We start from the raw sequence: 14,525 nt of genomic DNA, 5'->3' as shown, positions 1-14,525 counted from the left end.
CGAACCCACCTCTATAGACAAACAAAAACACCCCCCCGCCTCTTTTGCACCCCCCGCGGGTTTGGCGTCAAACCCCTACGACACCGGGTGGGGGGGGGCGGGGCGCGCCCCGGCCCCCGCCCCGATTCGAGAATGGGTGGAGTCAGTCAGGACTGTGGCGCACCGCATCGGGCGTGCGCCACAGGCTGTTTCGGAGGTGTCAGCCCTCGACTCCGCAGGCCGCGAGGACCAGTTCGCGGACGCGGGCGGCGTCGGCCTGGCCGCGGGTGGCCTTCATGACGTCACCGACGACCTTGCCGGCCGCCTGCACCTTGCCGGAGCGGATCTTCTCGGCGATGTCCGGGCTGGCGGCGAGGGCCTTCTCGACCTCGGCCTGCAGCGCGGAGTCGTCGGAGACCATGCCCAGGCCCTTGGCCTCGACGATCTGGCCCGGCTCGCCCTCACCGGCGAGGACGAAGTCGACGACCTGCTTGGCGACCTTGTTGTTGATGGTCTTGGCCTCGACCAGCCCGGCCACCTCGGCGACCTGCTTCGGGGTGATGGGCAGGTCCTCGAGCGCGACCTCGCGCTCCTTGGCCTTCTCGGTCAGGTAGGCGACCCACCAGGAACGGGCGGCGTCCACGGAAGCGCCCGCGTCGACGGTCGCGATGATCAGGTCCAGCGCACCGGCATTGACCAGGTCGCGGAACACCTCGGCGGACAGGCCCCAGTCGGACTGGATACGGGTGCGTCGCAGCCACGGGTACTCCGGGATGGTGCCGCGCAGTTCCTCGACCCAGGCGGCGTCGGGCGCGATGGGCTCGAGGTCCGGCTCCGGGAAGTAGCGGTAGTCCTCGGCGGTCTCCTTGATGCGGCCGGGCGAGGTGGTGCCGTCGGTCTCGTGGAAGTGGCGGGTCTCCATCAGCACCGAGCCGCCGGCGGCCAGCACCGCGCCCTGGCGGCGCATCTCGAAGCGCACCGCGACCTCGACGCTCTTGAGCGAGTTCACGTTCTTGGTCTCGGTGCGGGTGCCGAATTCCTTGGCGCCCTTGGGCATCAGGGAGACGTTGGCGTCGCAGCGCAGCGAGCCCTGCTCCATCTTCACGTCGGAGACGGCCAGGGACTTGAGCACCTCGCGCAGCGCGGTCACGTACGCGCGGGCCACCTCGGGGGCGCGTTCGCCCGCGCCCTCGACGGGCTTGGTGACGATCTCGATCAGCGGCACGCCGGCGCGGTTGTAGTCCAGCAGCGAGTGCGAGGCGCCGTGGATGCGGCCGGTCGCGCCACCGACGTGCAGCGACTTGCCGGTGTCCTCCTCCATGTGGGCCCGCTCGATCTCGACCCGGAAGGTCGACCCGTCATCGAGCACCACATCCAGGTGCCCGTTGGTGGCGATCGGCTCGTCGTACTGGCTGATCTGGTAGTTCTTGGGCTGGTCCGGGTAGAAGTAGTTCTTCCGCGCGAACCGGCCCCACGGGGTGATGGAGCAGTTCAGCGCCAGCCCGATGCGGATCGCGGACTCGACGGCCTTCTCGTTCACCACCGGCAGCGAGCCCGGCAGGCCCAGGCACACGGGGCACACCTGGGTGTTGGGCTCGGCGCCGAATACGGTCGGGCAGCCGCAGAACATCTTGGTCGCGGTGCCCAGCTCGACGTGTACCTCCATGCCGAGCACCGGTTCGTACCGGTCGATGACATCGGAGTAGTCCATCAAGTCCACGGTCGCTGCGCTCATGCGCTCCATCCTATTTACTCGCCGATCAGTCCACGGCGATGGCCTCCACGATGGGCAGCCGCGCCGCGCGCAGGGCGGGCGGGATGGCCCCGAGCAGGGACAGTCCGAGCGCGATGACGGCGTAGGCCACCAGCAGTGGGCTGGCCTGATAGCGGATGTCCATGGCGATGGCGTGCCCGAGCGCGATGGTGGCCAGGTAGTGCACGGCCGAGCCGATAGCCAATCCGAGTGCCGCGCCGGTCACTCCGATGCCGGCGGCCTCGGTGAGCACGGTGCGCAGCAGGAAGCGGCGGCTGGTGCCCATGGCCCGCAGCACCCCGAGTTCACGGCGGCGGTCCAGCACCGACAACATCAATGTATTGAGCAGCGCGACCGCCGAGACCACGACCACGATCCAGAGGATGGCCGCGCTGATCGAGGTGCCCTGCCGGACACTGGACGAAATCGCGGTCACCGCATCGCGTCCGGTGCTGACGTGGAACTCGGCCGGGACCGCGGCCCGCACGGCCGCCATCACCGCGGCATGGTCCGCGCCGGGCGCGAAGTCGATGCCGATGATGGTTTCACCCGGCCGCTGGTACCACTCGCGCATGATGTTGAGGTCCAGCGCCACCACGCCCGCGATAGCGGAGAAGTAGGGCACCACCTTCAGCACCTGCACCCGGTGCTCACCGGTCGGGGTGGGCAGGGTCAGGTCGGACCCCTCGTGCACGCCTAGTGTGCGGGCCACGTCCCGGGAGATGACGACACCCGCACCGGTGGCCATGCGCGCCTGGTCGGCCTGGCTCACACTGTCCAGCACCGAGGTCCGGGCCACGCCGCCCTCGAAGGCCTGCAGCATGACGCGGCCGCGGCCCAGGGTGGCGAAAGCCATTTGGGCCGAACCGACTTCGCCGACGCCGGGGATGGCGCTCAGTTTCTGTTTCAGGTCCGGCGGCAGCAGCGGGCCGGTGGGGAACTGCTCCATGGCGGTCGGGCTGACGAACACGTCGGTGCGGGCCAGGCCCTCGAAACTGTCGGTCGCGGCGCTGACCATATTGCGGCTGGCATTGCCGATGGCGACGATGGCGGTCACGCCGATCATGACGGTCATGACGGTGGCCCAGACCCGGCGCGGTGCGCGTTCGATGGTGGTCGCGCCCAGGGCGCCGGGCGCGCCGAAGACCCGGGCCACCGCGGCGACCGCACGCACGATGGGCTCGGTGGCGGCGAAGCACAGCACGACCGCGCCGGCGATGGACAGCGAGATCGCCCCGATCGAGAGCCGGCCCAGATCCGCCTCGGCCACGACCACCGCACCCGACACCATGATCAGACCGAGAATCGCTGCAGCCCAGCGGATCACCGGCTTCACGCTGTCGGCCGCGCCGACGCCGACGGGGGCCAGCGCCTCGATCGGCGCGACCTTGTACACCTGGCGCGCGGCGATCGCCGCCGCGGCGACGCTGGCCAGCACGCAGGCCAGAATCGCCACCGGCACCGCGTAACCGGGCACCTCGTACTCGGTGCGCGACTCGACGGAGTTCACGATGGCGGCGGGCAGCTGCCGGATCGCGGTGCGGCCCATGAAGATTCCGATGATGGATCCGCTGATGGCGCCGAACAGGCCGAGGATCGCGGCCTCGGCGAGCAGATCGCGCACCACGGGACCGCGCTTGCCGCCCATGGCCCGCAGCAGCGACAGCGTCGGGCGGCGTTGCGCCACGGCCATGCTCATGGCGTTGTAGATGAGGAACGAGGACACGACGAGCGCCGAGGCCGAGGAGGCCAGCGTCGAGTAGCGCACCAGCATCACCGCGCCGCCGGCCTGCGCGGTCCGCAGATCCGGATCGGCGACCACGGCCCGGCCGGCGACCGCCTTGGTGAGGTCGGAACGCAGTTGGCCCACATCGGCATTCGGTGCGGCGATGATCTGCACGGAGTCCAGCCGGCCTGCCCGGCCGGTGATCTTCTGCGCCACCGGCAGCAGCGCGATCGCGATGTGGCCGCCATTGATCTTGGCGGCGGTGGAGTCGTCGATGACGCCCGCGACGGTGGCCGTCACGGTGCCGAGCTGGAGCTTGTCGCCCTCCCGATAGCCCATGGCGGAGCCGACCAGGACACCGTTGCCGACCGTGAGCAGTTTGCTCGCCTGATCGGTCACCGTGCCGCCGAGGTCGCTGCCCAGCTGGGCGGCGGAGGGGTCCGCGCCGACCAGCAGGGCCCGTTTGTCGTCGGCCCCGATGGACTGCCGCACCATCGGCACCGCCGTGCCGACCCCGGGCACGGACCGGATCTGTTGCAGCAGTTGCTGATCGAAGCCCGCGTCGGTGATGCCGCTGACCTCCAGCACCGCCTTGCCGCCCAGGCTGTGCGTGAGCTTGTCCACCGAGCCGGTGATGGAGCCGGAGATGCTGAACACCGAAACCAGCAGTCCCGCGGACACTCCCATCACCACCATGGCCATGGTGGTGCGGCCGCGGTGGGCGAAGAGCTCACCGATATTGAACAGGCGGAGCCGATCCAGCTCGGCGCGTAGCCGATCCAGCGCGGCGCGGATCATGCGTGCACCGCCCCGGCGTCGTCGGTGGCGGCGGGCACCGAGCCGTTGCGGCCCGGCTCGGGAACGGTCCGCACCTCGCCGTCATCGCCGCGCTCGACCCGGTCGATGGACCCGATCTGCCCGTCGCGCAGGTTGATCACCCGGTCGCAGTAGCGCACCGCACCCATGTCGTGGGTCACCATGACCACGGAGTTGCCCTCCTCGGTGATGTCGGCGAGCAGCTGCAGGATCGAGGCGCCGGTCTTGGAGTCCAGGTTGCCGGTCGGTTCGTCGGCCAGGATCAGTGGCGGATCCATGATGAGCGCCCGCGCCACCGCGACCCGCTGCATCTGGCCGCCGGAGAGTTCGGCCGGCCGGTGCTCGGCGCGCTCGCCGAGCCCGACCAGGTCGAGCAATTCCAGCGCGCGCGGCTTGGCCTTGCGTAATCCGGTGCCGTCCAGCAGTTTCGGGATGGCGACGTTCTCCCAGGCGGTCAGCGTGGGCAGCAGATTGAAGAACTGGAAGACGAAACCGACGCGGTGCCTGCGGAATTCGGACTGCCGGTCGTCGTCCAGGTCGCTGATCTCCTTGTCCTGGAATCGAATCGACCCGCTGTCCGGGGAATCCAGCGCGCCGAGCAGGTGCAGCAGGGTGCTCTTGCCCGAACCGGAAGGACCGACGATGGCGGTGAACTCCCCCGCACCGATCCGCAGGCTGATCCCGTCCAGAGCGCGCACGGTCTGCTCGCCCACCCGGTATTCCTTGGTGACGTCGGTCAATTCCAGCATTGGTCGTTCCCCTCTGCAGATCAATACCAGCCGGTGTCTATCAGCTGGCCAGCGCTCGCGCACGCGGACGGCCGAAATACAGCCGATCGGTGTCGTAGGTGTCGAGGATCGCGCGCAGGGCCGGCTGTTCGGCGCACAGCTCCGCGTACACCTCGATCGCCAAAACGCCCTTCTCCATTGCGTTTTCCATCTTCACGGTCAAATGGTTCTCCCAGCGATTGCGCAGTGCGAGCAATACCCCGTCCGGACCGCCGAACAGGCGCTGCAGCTCCGGGATATCGTCGAACAGCTTGGGATCAGCGGGATTCAGTTCGAAGTCACTGCGCGCTGCCCGATCGAGAACGACGTGCAGGATGTCGGTACGAGCGTGTAGGTCTGCCCAGGACATGGCGCCAACCTTCCGTTGAATTGGGTTCCAGCGTTGTGTGCACCCGGGCTTTGCGGGCGGGCGCGTATGCCGTTGCCCCAAAACTACGATCGCTCCGATACCCCTGTCTTCGTGCCGCGGACGCGACTTGACCTCCTACTCCGGTAGGAGACGTGCCCCTGCCGCCGGACGATGTACGCGGTCTGCTTCGACGGATAGCCTTGCAGAATGAACGTGACCAGCGCCACCCCCGAGGCGGTCGGGCACGCGTTGCAGGAGTTACGGGAATGGCTGCACGAAGCCGATGTCCGGTCCCGGCGGTTCGTACGCAACCCGGTCCGCGAATACCGGCGCTGGGTGGAGGAGACCGGTTTCGACTACCCGGTCTCGATGGTCGTGCTGGTGGACGTGATGCTCTACACGTTCAGCACGATCGCCTTCGCCCAGCGAGTGGCCGCGGGCTATTTCCCCGGCTTCCTCGCCCTGGCCGCGCTGCTCGTCATCTATCTGACCGGGCCGCCGTGCGTGGTGCTCAACCTCCCGCCGCGCCCGGTCCTGCTCGCCTCGCTGACCATGGCCGGGGTGGCCCTGTTCCTGATGCAGCCGGTGCCGCTGGATGTCGCACCGCTCATCCTGATCGTCGTGACCGGCGAGGTCGCGGCCATCACCCGGACGTCCGTGAGCACGGTCATCGGCCTGGGCATGATCGCGGAGATCATGTTCTTCGGATATGTCGGGCACATCGACGGACTGACCTGGTTCACGCTCGGCATCCTCTTCGGCTGGTTCACCGGGCAGCTGCTGAACTACCAGCGCCGCTACCTGTATCAGGAACGCGACTACCAGGAGGTCCGCGCCCTGCAGGCCGCCGGCGAGGAGCGCCGTCGCATCGCCCGTGAGGTGCACGATGTCATCGCGCACTCACTGAGCGTCACCCTGCTGCACGTGACCGCCGCCCGGCACGCGCTGCAGACCGACCGCGATGTGGACGAGGCGATCGACGCGCTCGCCGACGCCGAGCGGCTGGGCAGGCAGGCCATGGCCGACATCCGCCGGACGGTCGGGCTGCTGGACGGGCACCATGCGCCCCAGACGCCCGAACCCGGCCTCGATGACATCGAGGATCTGGTGTCGGACTTCCTCCGCGCGGGCATGACGATCGACTTCCGCTCGGAAGGCGATCGCGGGCAGGTCTCGGCCGCCCTGGGGCTGGCGCTGTACCGGGTCTGCCAGGAATCCCTCGCCAATATCGCCAAGCACGCCCCCGGCGCACAGGCTCAGGTTCGAATGATGGTCTGCGCCAGACATATTGATGTCACGATCACGAATACCCTGCCCCCTGGGGCGCTGCTGCGGCCCGGTCGCGGCATGGGCATCTCGGGCATGCGCCAGCGCCTGGCCGTCCTCGGCGGCACCCTGACCGCGGGACCCCACGACGACGGTTGGCAGGTGTCCGCCCGGATTCCGACGACCGGGCAGATGCCCTGTATCGCTGCCGCGGAACAGAACCTGCGCTCCGTACTGCTGTCCATGACCCAGAAGACCCCGCAGGAGGGTACGTGATCGACCGATCCGACGACGAGCCGATCGGCGTGCTCGTCGTCGACGATCAGGAGCTGGTGCGCGGCGGGCTGCGCCGAATCCTGCGCCGCCGCGACGGTTTCACGGTGAGCGAGTGCGCGGATGGGGACGAGGTGCCCGCGGCCGTCACCGCGCACCGCCCGGACGTGGTGCTGATGGATCTGCGTATGAAGCGGATCGGCGGCATCGAGGCCACCCGGACGCTGCGGACAGTCGTGGACGCGCCGCCGGTGCTGGTGCTCACCACCTTCGACGACGACCAGTTGCTGTCGGGCGCGCTGCGGGCGGGCGCGGCCGGGTTCATCCTCAAGGACTCCCCCGCCGAGGATCTGATCCGCGCGGTGCGGACCGTCGCCACCGGCGGCTCCTGGCTGGACCCGACGGTCACGCCGCGGGTGCTGACCACCTATCGCTCGGCGCGTCCCACGCCGGCACCCGGCGGCGATCGCCTGTCCGAGCTGACCGTTCGCGAGCTCGAGGTGCTCGAGCTCATCGGCCGCGGCCGCCTCAATGCTGAGATCGCGCGCACACTCGGTATCTCGGAGGTAACGGTGAAGAGCCACGTGGGACATATCTTCGGGAAGCTCGGGTTACGCGACCGGGCAGCGGCCATCGTCTTTGCGTTTGACCACGGCGTAGTGGCACCGGGAGAATCCACCTCCTAGAGGGGTGGGTCGCGGGTCCTCGTCTGCTTCCCTCCCGAGAGTTGGAGGTTGGACGGGGTGGATGCACCGCCATCGCGGGCCGGAAGCAGATTCGGGCCGTATGAGTTGCGCTCGCTGCTGGGCAGGGGCGGCATGGGAGAGGTCTACGAGGCCTACGACACCTCCAAGGATCGGGTCGTCGCCCTCAAGCTGCTACCGGAAGAACTCGCGAAAGACCCCTCCTACCAGGAACGTTTCCGCCGGGAGTCGCAGGCGGCGGCACGGCTGGCGGAGCCGCACATCATCCCCATCCACGACTGGGGCGAGATCGACGGTGTGCTCTACATCGATATGCGGCTGGTGCGCGGGCAGGATCTGCGCTCGCTGCTGAACCAGTACGGCGCGCTGCCGCCGCTGCGGGTCATCGGGATCATCGAGCAGATCGCCGCGGCGCTGGACGCCGCGCACTACTCGGGGCTGGTGCACCGGGATGTCAAACCCGCGAACATCCTTGTGACTGATGCAGATTTCGCATATCTCGCGGATTTCGGCATCGCGCGCACCGAAGGCGATTCCACGATCACCGTGACCGGCACGGCCGTGGGCTCCTACGCCTACATGGCCCCCGAGCGCTTCGACGCCGGGCCGGTCTCCGGGCGCGCCGACATCTACTCGCTGGGCTGTGTGCTGCACGAGTGCCTCACCGGCGACAAACCCTTCCCGGCGCACAACATGAGCGTGCTGATCCGCGCGCATCTGTCGGAGCCGCCACCGCTGACGAGCATGCTGCGCGGCGGGATTCCGCCCGCGCTGGATGCCGTGGTGGCCAAGGCGCTGGCCAAGGATCCGAACGACCGGTTCTTCACCGCAGGCGAATTCGCCCGGGCCGCGCGGGCGGCGCTGGCCGGTGGTCAGCCGGTGCCCGCGCCCGCCGGGCAACCCCGACCGGGCCGGACCGTGCCGCCGGGTCCGCCGGTCGGCCCGCCACCGACGACCGTGCTGCCGACCGGCGCGCCCGCCGGGCCGCCGACCACGGTCATGCCGGGCGGGACGCCCGCCGCGGGCCGCAATGCCGATCCCACTGTGCGGCAATCCGATCCCGCTGTGCGGCAACCTGATCCCACTGTGCGGCAACCCGGTTCCGGGCTCGGGCTGAACACCGGGGCGATCCCGGCCTACATCACCGGATCCTTTCCGGCCGCCGAGGAACCTTCGCCCACAGGGGATCTGCCGGTCATCCTGCCGTCGGATCCGACCCGGGTGCGGGTCAGCGACTTCCACTACACGCCGCTGCCGGCCGACGCCCACCAGCAGGCGGTCTGGGGCCATGCCCAGGCGCAGCAGCGGGATTTCCCGTACGCGCCGGCGCCCGATCCCTCGCTGTACCCGACCGCGGATCACCCCATCGTCCAGCCGCCGCCGCGCCGGCCCGGAAAACGGAGCAAGGGCAAGTCGATCGCGGCGCCGCTGGCGATCGGCGTGCTGGCGGTCGCGGTGGCCGCCGTTGCCGGTGCGGTGGGCTGGCAAGTCCTGGACCGCTCGGGCAACGAAGCACCCATAACGACGGCAGCACAGGGTGTTCCGGGCACTACCGCGCCGCGCTCGCAGCAGGCGGGCCCGGCGGCGACGACCCCGGCTCCCACCACTGTGCAACTGCCGGCGGGAGCGACGTCGTGTCCACCGGTGTATGCGGCGCTCGGCGGTTACGCCAGTTCCGCGATCGGAAACACGGTCACTACCTGCCCTTTCGCGGAAGAGGTGCGCCGAGCCTATGCCGACGCGGCTTCTGGTCGGCAGGCTTCGGCAGTTAGTGTGATGGCAGTGAGCCCGGTGACCGGCCGGTCTTACACGATGAACTGCACGGCCGCAGGCAAATTGGTGACCTGCGTCGGTGGCGAGAACGCGGTGGTGTATGTCTATTGATCCAATTCCAGCTTGTCGCAAGGGGTTTGTGCGCGGGCTGGCACTGGCGGCTGTCCTGGCCGTTTCCGCTTGTAGCCCGAATCTCGGTGCTGTACAGCGTCATTCGGCGCAGTCCGATGAGATCAAGCCGGTCGGCGACAGTTCCGCGCTACCGGTCCCGAGCATGATCGGACCGGATTTGCCGGAGCTGTTCGGGCTGCCGAAATCCGTCGCGTTCGCAGCGGATTTCAACGATCTGCAGGCCACCCTGGACGGCCGGGTCGGCGTGGCGGTGATGCCCGTCGGCGGGGGCGACATGACCCAGCTGGGTGAGTGGAGCACCGGCATCGCCTGGTCCACCATCAAGGTGCCGCTGGCGCTCGCCGCGCTGCGCCACGATCCGGTGGGCATGCGCTCCACCGCCGAGGCCGCCATCACCTTCTCCGACAACGATGCGGCACAGGCGCTCTGGAACTCGCTGGGCACCGGCAGCGAGGCCGCCGACGCGGTCGAGGCGGTGCTGCGCGAGGCCGGCGACGCCACCACCGACGTCGCCGCGCGCCACACCAAGCTGGCCGCGCTGGAGTCCGACGATCTGCTCGCCTTCGGCGCCACCGACTGGTCGCTGGCCGATCAGGTGCACTTCGCGTCCCGGCTGCCCTGCCTGCCGCGCGCCAATTCCGTGGTCTCACTCATGAGTGAGATCACCCCCAGCCAGAGCTGGGGCCTGGGCCGGCTCATCGGCGCGGAATTCAAGGGCGGCTGGGGTCCCGACGACGACACCGGCAAGTACACCGTCCGCCAGTTCGGGCTGGTCCCGACGCTGAACGGACCGGTGGCGGTGGCGCTGGCGGCCGAGCCCACCTCGGGCAGTTTCGACGACGCCACGGACATGATGGACAAGCTCGCGCTGCTGGTCGGCGACCATCTGCCCGACCTGCACGGCGGACTCTGCTCGCGCTAACACATTCGGCGCGTATTCGTTTCAAAATGCCCAGCGTGCACCCCCAATCGGGCGTGAGCCGGTGAAAAACGTCCATACCCACCGGGTTTGACCACCAGTGTCCCGACCCACAACAATCCTTGCGATTGACGGGTCCAGATGCGTCCGCTAGGAACAGGGAACGCACCGGATACCGGGGCAGATGGAGGTTACGGGGTGCACGCACCGTATTCGCGGAACGCTGACCAGCGCGACGCACTGGACAGCACACGCGATGCGGGGTACGGATCCCGTTGGCGCGGACGGCGGCTCGCGCGCGGATGCGGAGCGCTGGCCGTGCTGGTCGGGGCGCTGACCGCGTGCAGCAGCAAGCCGGTGCTGGTCCCGGACAAGACCACCGTGGCCGCGGCCGCGCCCAGCGCCGCCAGCCCCACCACCGTCATGGCGCTGCCGGGCTCGCTGGCCTGGGATTTCACCAATGATCTGAAGCCGTCGCTGGCCGGTAAGGTCGGGCTGGCCGTGATGCCGGTGGGCACCGATCGGGTGCTGGCCCTGGGCGATTGGAGCTCCGGGCCCGGCTGGTCGACCATGAAGGTCCCGCTGACCCTGGCGGCGCTGCGCAAGAGTGCGGGCAATCAGGTGGCGGCGGTCAATGCCATCGAATACTCCGACAACTCCGCCGCCGATACCCTCTGGCAGTCGCTGGGGACCCCCGAGGCCGCGGCCCAGACCGTCCAGGACGTGCTACGCGAGGGTGGCGACACCGAGACCACCGTGCCCGCCACCCGCGCCCGGGCCGACTACTCCGCCTTCGGCCAGGCCGAATGGTCACTGGCGAATCAGCTGAAATTCGCCGCCAAACTCCCCTGCCTGGCGCAATCCGACGACGTCACGTCGCTGATGGGCAAGATCAGCTCCACTCAGCGCTGGGGGCTGGGCAATCTGGACGGCGCCATCTTCAAGGGCGGCTGGGGACCCGATCCCAGCGGCAACTACCTGGTGCGGCAATTCGGACTGATCCCCGTGGACGGCGGCCAGATCGCCATCGCGGTTGCCACCCAGCCCAATTCCGGCTCCTTCGACGAGGGCACCACGATCCTCACCAAGATCGCCACCCTGATCGGCAAGCACCTCGACGAACTCAAGGGCGGTACCTGCACCGCCGGCTAGCGGAAACCGTAACCCGCGGTTCACGGGGGCGGGGATCACAGGCCGCCGATCTCAGGGCAAGATGGGGATCATGCGCATCGGAGTCTTGACCGGAGGCGGAGACTGCCCAGGCCTGAATGCCGTCATCCGTGCTGTCGTTCGTACCGCGAACGGCCGCTGGGGGGATGCGATCGTCGGCTTCCAGGACGGCTGGCGTGGCCTACTCGAGGATCGCAAGATCCAGATCCTCAACAATGACCGCACCGATCGCCTGCTCACCAAGGGCGGCACCATTCTGGGCACCGCGCGCACCAATCCGGACGTGCTGCGCGCCGGACTCCCCCGTATCAAGCAGACCCTCGACGACAACGGCATCGACGCGCTCATCCCGATCGGCGGCGAGGGCACGCTGACCGCCGCCTCCTGGCTGGCCGACGAGGGCGTGCCGGTGGTGGGCGTCCCCAAGACCATCGACAACGACATCGACTGCACCGACACCACCTTCGGCCACGACACCGCCGTCTCCATCGCCACCGAGGCCATCGACCGGATCCACACCACCGCCGAATCCCACCAGCGCGTCATGCTGGTCGAGGTGATGGGGCGGCACGCGGGCTGGATCGCCATCAACTCCGGCATCGCCTCCGGCGCGCACCTGACGCTGGTGCCCGAGGTGCCCTTCGACGTGGACGAGGTCTGCGCCATGGTGAAACGCCGCTTCCAGCGCGGGGATTCGCACTTCATCTGCGTGGTGGCCGAGGGGGCGCACCCCGATCCCACGTCCATGACCCTGCGGGACGGCGGCATCGACGAATTCGGGCATGTGCGGTTCACCGGCGTGGCGCAGCAGCTGGCGCCGGAGATCGAACGGCGCATCGGCAAGGAGGTCCGGGTGACGGTGCTCGGGCACGTGCAGCGCGGCGGCACCCCGACCGCGTACGACCGTGTGCTGGCAACGCGTTTCGGCGTGCACGCCGCGGAAGCCGTGCACGCCGGGCGATTCGGGCAGATGGTGGCGCTGCGCGGCACCGAGGTGGAACTGGTGCCGCTGTCGGAGGCCACCAAGCAGCTCAAGCTGGTGCCGCAGGATCGGTACCGGGAGGCGGCCGCCTTCTTCGGCTGAGCCGGCTCGCTCCGAGTCGAAACACACTGCGGCATACGGCCCTCGCACCCGTCGGTGCGAGGGCCGCTTCGCGTTGCGGGAGGCGGATCCACCGCAGCCCCGGACTCAGTCGCCGCCCTCGACCCAGTAGCGGCACTCGACCCAGTCTCGGTGCTGAACTCGGTCGCGGCGCCGGGCTCGGTCGCGGCGGTCAACTCGGTCGGGACGCCGGGCTCGGTCGCGGCGCTCAACTCGGTCGGGACGCCGGGCTCGGTCGCGGCGCTCAACTCGGTCGGGACGCCGGGCTCAGTCGCGGCGCTCAACTCGGTCGGGACGCCGGACTCGGTCGCGGCGCTCAACTCGGTCGGGACGCCGGGCTCGGTCGCGGCGCTCAACTCGGTCGGGACGCCGGACTCGGTCGCGGCGCTCAACTCGGTCGCGGCGCCGGGCTCGGTCGGGACGCCGGGCTCGGTCGCGGCGCTCAACTCGGTCGGGGCACCGGGCTCGGTCGCGGCGCTCGACTCGGTCGCGGCGCTGGGCTCAGTCGCGGCACCGGGCTCGGTCGCGGCGCTCGACTCGGTCGCGGCGCTGGGCTCGGTCGGTGCGCTGAACTCAGTCGCGGTGCTGGGCGTAGTGGCGGGCGGCGCGGGCGCGGTTGCCGCATGCGACCGAGCACCACTCTTGGCGCGGATGCGATTTCAGGAAATAGCGCACGCAGCGCGGGGCTGGGCAGACGCGGATCTGGGCGGCCTGGGTGCCGGCGAAGAACTCGATGGTGGCGTCGGCCAGTCCGGCCATGACGGTGGCCAGGTCGTCCGAGGTCAGCAGCCGGTGCTCGGTGTGCGGACCGGTGTCGTCCCACGCCAGCAGCCGGAGCGCGGGGGCGGCCGCGCGGTTGACGGCGGCCAGTGCGTCCGGGAAGGCCGGCAGCACGGCGGCGTCGGCGGAGCTGGGCGGCTGGGGCGCAACGTATTCCGCGAACAGCGCGCGCACGTTCTGCCGCAGGTCCACCAGGGCGGCGCGCTCGTCCTCGGTGGGCAGGTACGCCTCGAGGTCCAGGTACACACCGACATTCGCGGCATTGGCGACCAGCCACTCACGGGTGGATTCGGGGGTGCCGAAGGCGTCCGTGAGGCCACGGCTGGTGGCGCGGATGGTGTTCGCCAAACGGAGTGCCAAGGGATCGACCATGGTCACATTCTAACGGGTATTGCGCTTTTGTTCCATGATATTCTAACGTGTGAAAGCACGATCTTCCGTTAGAAAGATGAGGACGCCATGATCACCCCGATCGACAACGCACCCCTGCTGGACGAGGTCAAGAAGCGGATGGGCCGAGTGCCGAACATGACCAAGGTGATGGCCAACGCGCCCGTGGTACTGGAGGGTTACCTCGGGCTGTCCGGCGCGCTGAAGAAGGGCACGCTGCCGGCCCCGACCTCCGAGCGCATCGCGCTCACCGTCGGCGCGGCCAATGACTGCGGCTACTGCGTCGCGGCGCACACCTTCACCGGCAAGCGGGTCGCCAAGCTGAGCGACGCCGAGGTGGAGGCGGCCAAGGGCGGCACCTCCGCGGACCCGAAAGAGGCTGCGGCCGTTGCCTTCGCCCGCGAACTGACCGAGAGCCGGGGCAAGGCCGATCCGGCCGCCGCACTGGCCGCGGGGTGGACGCAGGAGCAGGTGCTCGAAATCGTCGCCCTGGTCGCCCTGCAGACCCTGACCAACTACGTCAACAAGGTCGGCGAGACCGAAAACGACTGGCCCGCCGCCTGATCTGTCCTATTCCTGGCGCGATCGGACCCCTCCGGGACGCC

General features: G+C 69.3%; 12 protein-coding genes. 7 read left to right on the top strand and 5 right to left on the bottom strand.

What is annotated here, in order from left to right; genetic code table 11:
• Positions 1-199: 199 nt before the first annotated feature.
• The 4 genes from gatB to ABZV44_RS12805 are packed head-to-tail and all read right to left on the bottom strand — an operon-like array spanning position 200 to position 5,411.
• Positions 200-1,714, bottom strand: coding sequence for an Asp-tRNA(Asn)/Glu-tRNA(Gln) amidotransferase subunit GatB (gatB, locus tag ABZV44_RS12820; protein WP_354835292.1), 1,515 nt, complete (start codon positions 1,712-1,714; stop codon positions 200-202).
• A 25-nt stretch (positions 1,715-1,739) separates the two neighbouring features.
• Positions 1,740-4,256 carry an FtsX-like permease family protein gene (locus ABZV44_RS12815; RefSeq protein ID WP_354835290.1) on the bottom strand — a complete coding sequence of 839 codons (2,517 nt, stop codon included), beginning with the start codon at positions 4,254-4,256 and terminating at the stop codon, positions 1,740-1,742.
• Positions 4,253-5,023: an ABC transporter ATP-binding protein gene (locus ABZV44_RS12810; RefSeq protein ID WP_354835288.1), complete on the bottom strand. Its 771-nt coding sequence runs from the start codon at positions 5,021-5,023 to the stop codon at positions 4,253-4,255. The genes ABZV44_RS12815 and ABZV44_RS12810 overlap by 4 nt, the downstream gene beginning before the upstream one ends.
• A 40-nt stretch (positions 5,024-5,063) precedes the next feature.
• Positions 5,064-5,411 (bottom strand): hypothetical protein, encoded by a 348-nt coding sequence (locus ABZV44_RS12805; protein WP_354835286.1) that lies wholly within the window; start codon positions 5,409-5,411, stop codon positions 5,064-5,066.
• A 207-nt stretch (positions 5,412-5,618) separates the two neighbouring features.
• Between ABZV44_RS12805 and ABZV44_RS12800 the strand changes: the two genes are divergently transcribed.
• From ABZV44_RS12800 to ABZV44_RS12775, 6 genes are all read left to right on the top strand, one after another.
• Positions 5,619-6,953: a histidine kinase gene (locus ABZV44_RS12800; RefSeq protein ID WP_354835284.1), complete on the top strand. Its 1,335-nt coding sequence runs from the start codon at positions 5,619-5,621 to the stop codon at positions 6,951-6,953.
• A gap of 29 nt (positions 6,954-6,982) precedes the next feature.
• Entirely contained in the window at positions 6,983-7,636 is a 654-nt protein-coding gene (locus ABZV44_RS12795; RefSeq protein WP_354835362.1) for a response regulator transcription factor, read from the top strand.
• A 57-nt stretch (positions 7,637-7,693) separates the two neighbouring features.
• Complete coding sequence (locus ABZV44_RS12790; protein ID WP_354835282.1) at positions 7,694-9,538, top strand: protein kinase; 1,845 nt, start codon at positions 7,694-7,696, stop codon at positions 9,536-9,538.
• Between the two features lie 163 nt (positions 9,539-9,701).
• Entirely contained in the window at positions 9,702-10,481 is a 780-nt protein-coding gene (locus tag ABZV44_RS12785) for a hypothetical protein (RefSeq protein ID WP_354835280.1), read from the top strand.
• Between the two features lie 195 nt (positions 10,482-10,676).
• A complete protein-coding gene (locus ABZV44_RS12780) occupies positions 10,677-11,630 on the top strand; it encodes a hypothetical protein (RefSeq protein WP_354835278.1) in 954 nt (317 codons plus the stop codon).
• Between the two features lie 70 nt (positions 11,631-11,700).
• Positions 11,701-12,732 (top strand): ATP-dependent 6-phosphofructokinase, encoded by a 1,032-nt coding sequence (locus tag ABZV44_RS12775; RefSeq protein WP_354835276.1) that lies wholly within the window; start codon positions 11,701-11,703, stop codon positions 12,730-12,732.
• Positions 12,733-13,323: 591 nt separating this feature from the next.
• Here ABZV44_RS12775 and ABZV44_RS12770 read toward each other — a convergent pair.
• A complete protein-coding gene (locus ABZV44_RS12770) occupies positions 13,324-13,902 on the bottom strand; it encodes a CGNR zinc finger domain-containing protein (RefSeq protein WP_354835274.1) in 579 nt (192 codons plus the stop codon).
• An 87-nt stretch (positions 13,903-13,989) separates the two neighbouring features.
• Between ABZV44_RS12770 and ABZV44_RS12765 the strand changes: the two genes are divergently transcribed.
• Positions 13,990-14,484 carry a carboxymuconolactone decarboxylase family protein gene (locus ABZV44_RS12765; RefSeq protein WP_354835272.1) on the top strand — a complete coding sequence of 165 codons (495 nt, stop codon included), beginning with the start codon at positions 13,990-13,992 and terminating at the stop codon, positions 14,482-14,484.
• Positions 14,485-14,525: the final 41 nt, after the last annotated feature.

The organism is Nocardia sp. NPDC004860, from assembly GCF_040609015.1.
Lineage (GTDB): Bacteria > Actinomycetota > Actinomycetes > Mycobacteriales > Mycobacteriaceae > Nocardia.
This window is presented reverse-complemented; position numbering and strand designations above follow the sequence as displayed.

Bases quoted from the DNA above. Each gene is read 5' to 3' on its own strand.
- gatB (WP_354835292.1), bottom strand. From the start codon at position 1,714: ATGAGCGCAGCGACCGTGGACTTGATGGACTACTCCGATGTCATCGAC.
- ABZV44_RS12815 (WP_354835290.1), bottom strand. From the start codon at position 4,256: ATGATCCGCGCCGCGCTGGATCGGCTACGCGCCGAGCTGGATCGGCTC.
- ABZV44_RS12810 (WP_354835288.1), bottom strand. From the start codon at position 5,023: ATGCTGGAATTGACCGACGTCACCAAGGAATACCGGGTGGGCGAGCAG.
- ABZV44_RS12805 (WP_354835286.1), bottom strand. From the start codon at position 5,411: ATGTCCTGGGCAGACCTACACGCTCGTACCGACATCCTGCACGTCGTT.
- ABZV44_RS12800 (WP_354835284.1), top strand. From the start codon at position 5,619: ATGAACGTGACCAGCGCCACCCCCGAGGCGGTCGGGCACGCGTTGCAG.
- ABZV44_RS12785 (WP_354835280.1), top strand. From the start codon at position 9,702: ATGATCGGACCGGATTTGCCGGAGCTGTTCGGGCTGCCGAAATCCGTC.
- ABZV44_RS12775 (WP_354835276.1), top strand. From the start codon at position 11,701: ATGCGCATCGGAGTCTTGACCGGAGGCGGAGACTGCCCAGGCCTGAAT.
- ABZV44_RS12770 (WP_354835274.1), bottom strand. From the start codon at position 13,902: ATGGTCGATCCCTTGGCACTCCGTTTGGCGAACACCATCCGCGCCACC.
- ABZV44_RS12765 (WP_354835272.1), top strand. From the start codon at position 13,990: ATGATCACCCCGATCGACAACGCACCCCTGCTGGACGAGGTCAAGAAG.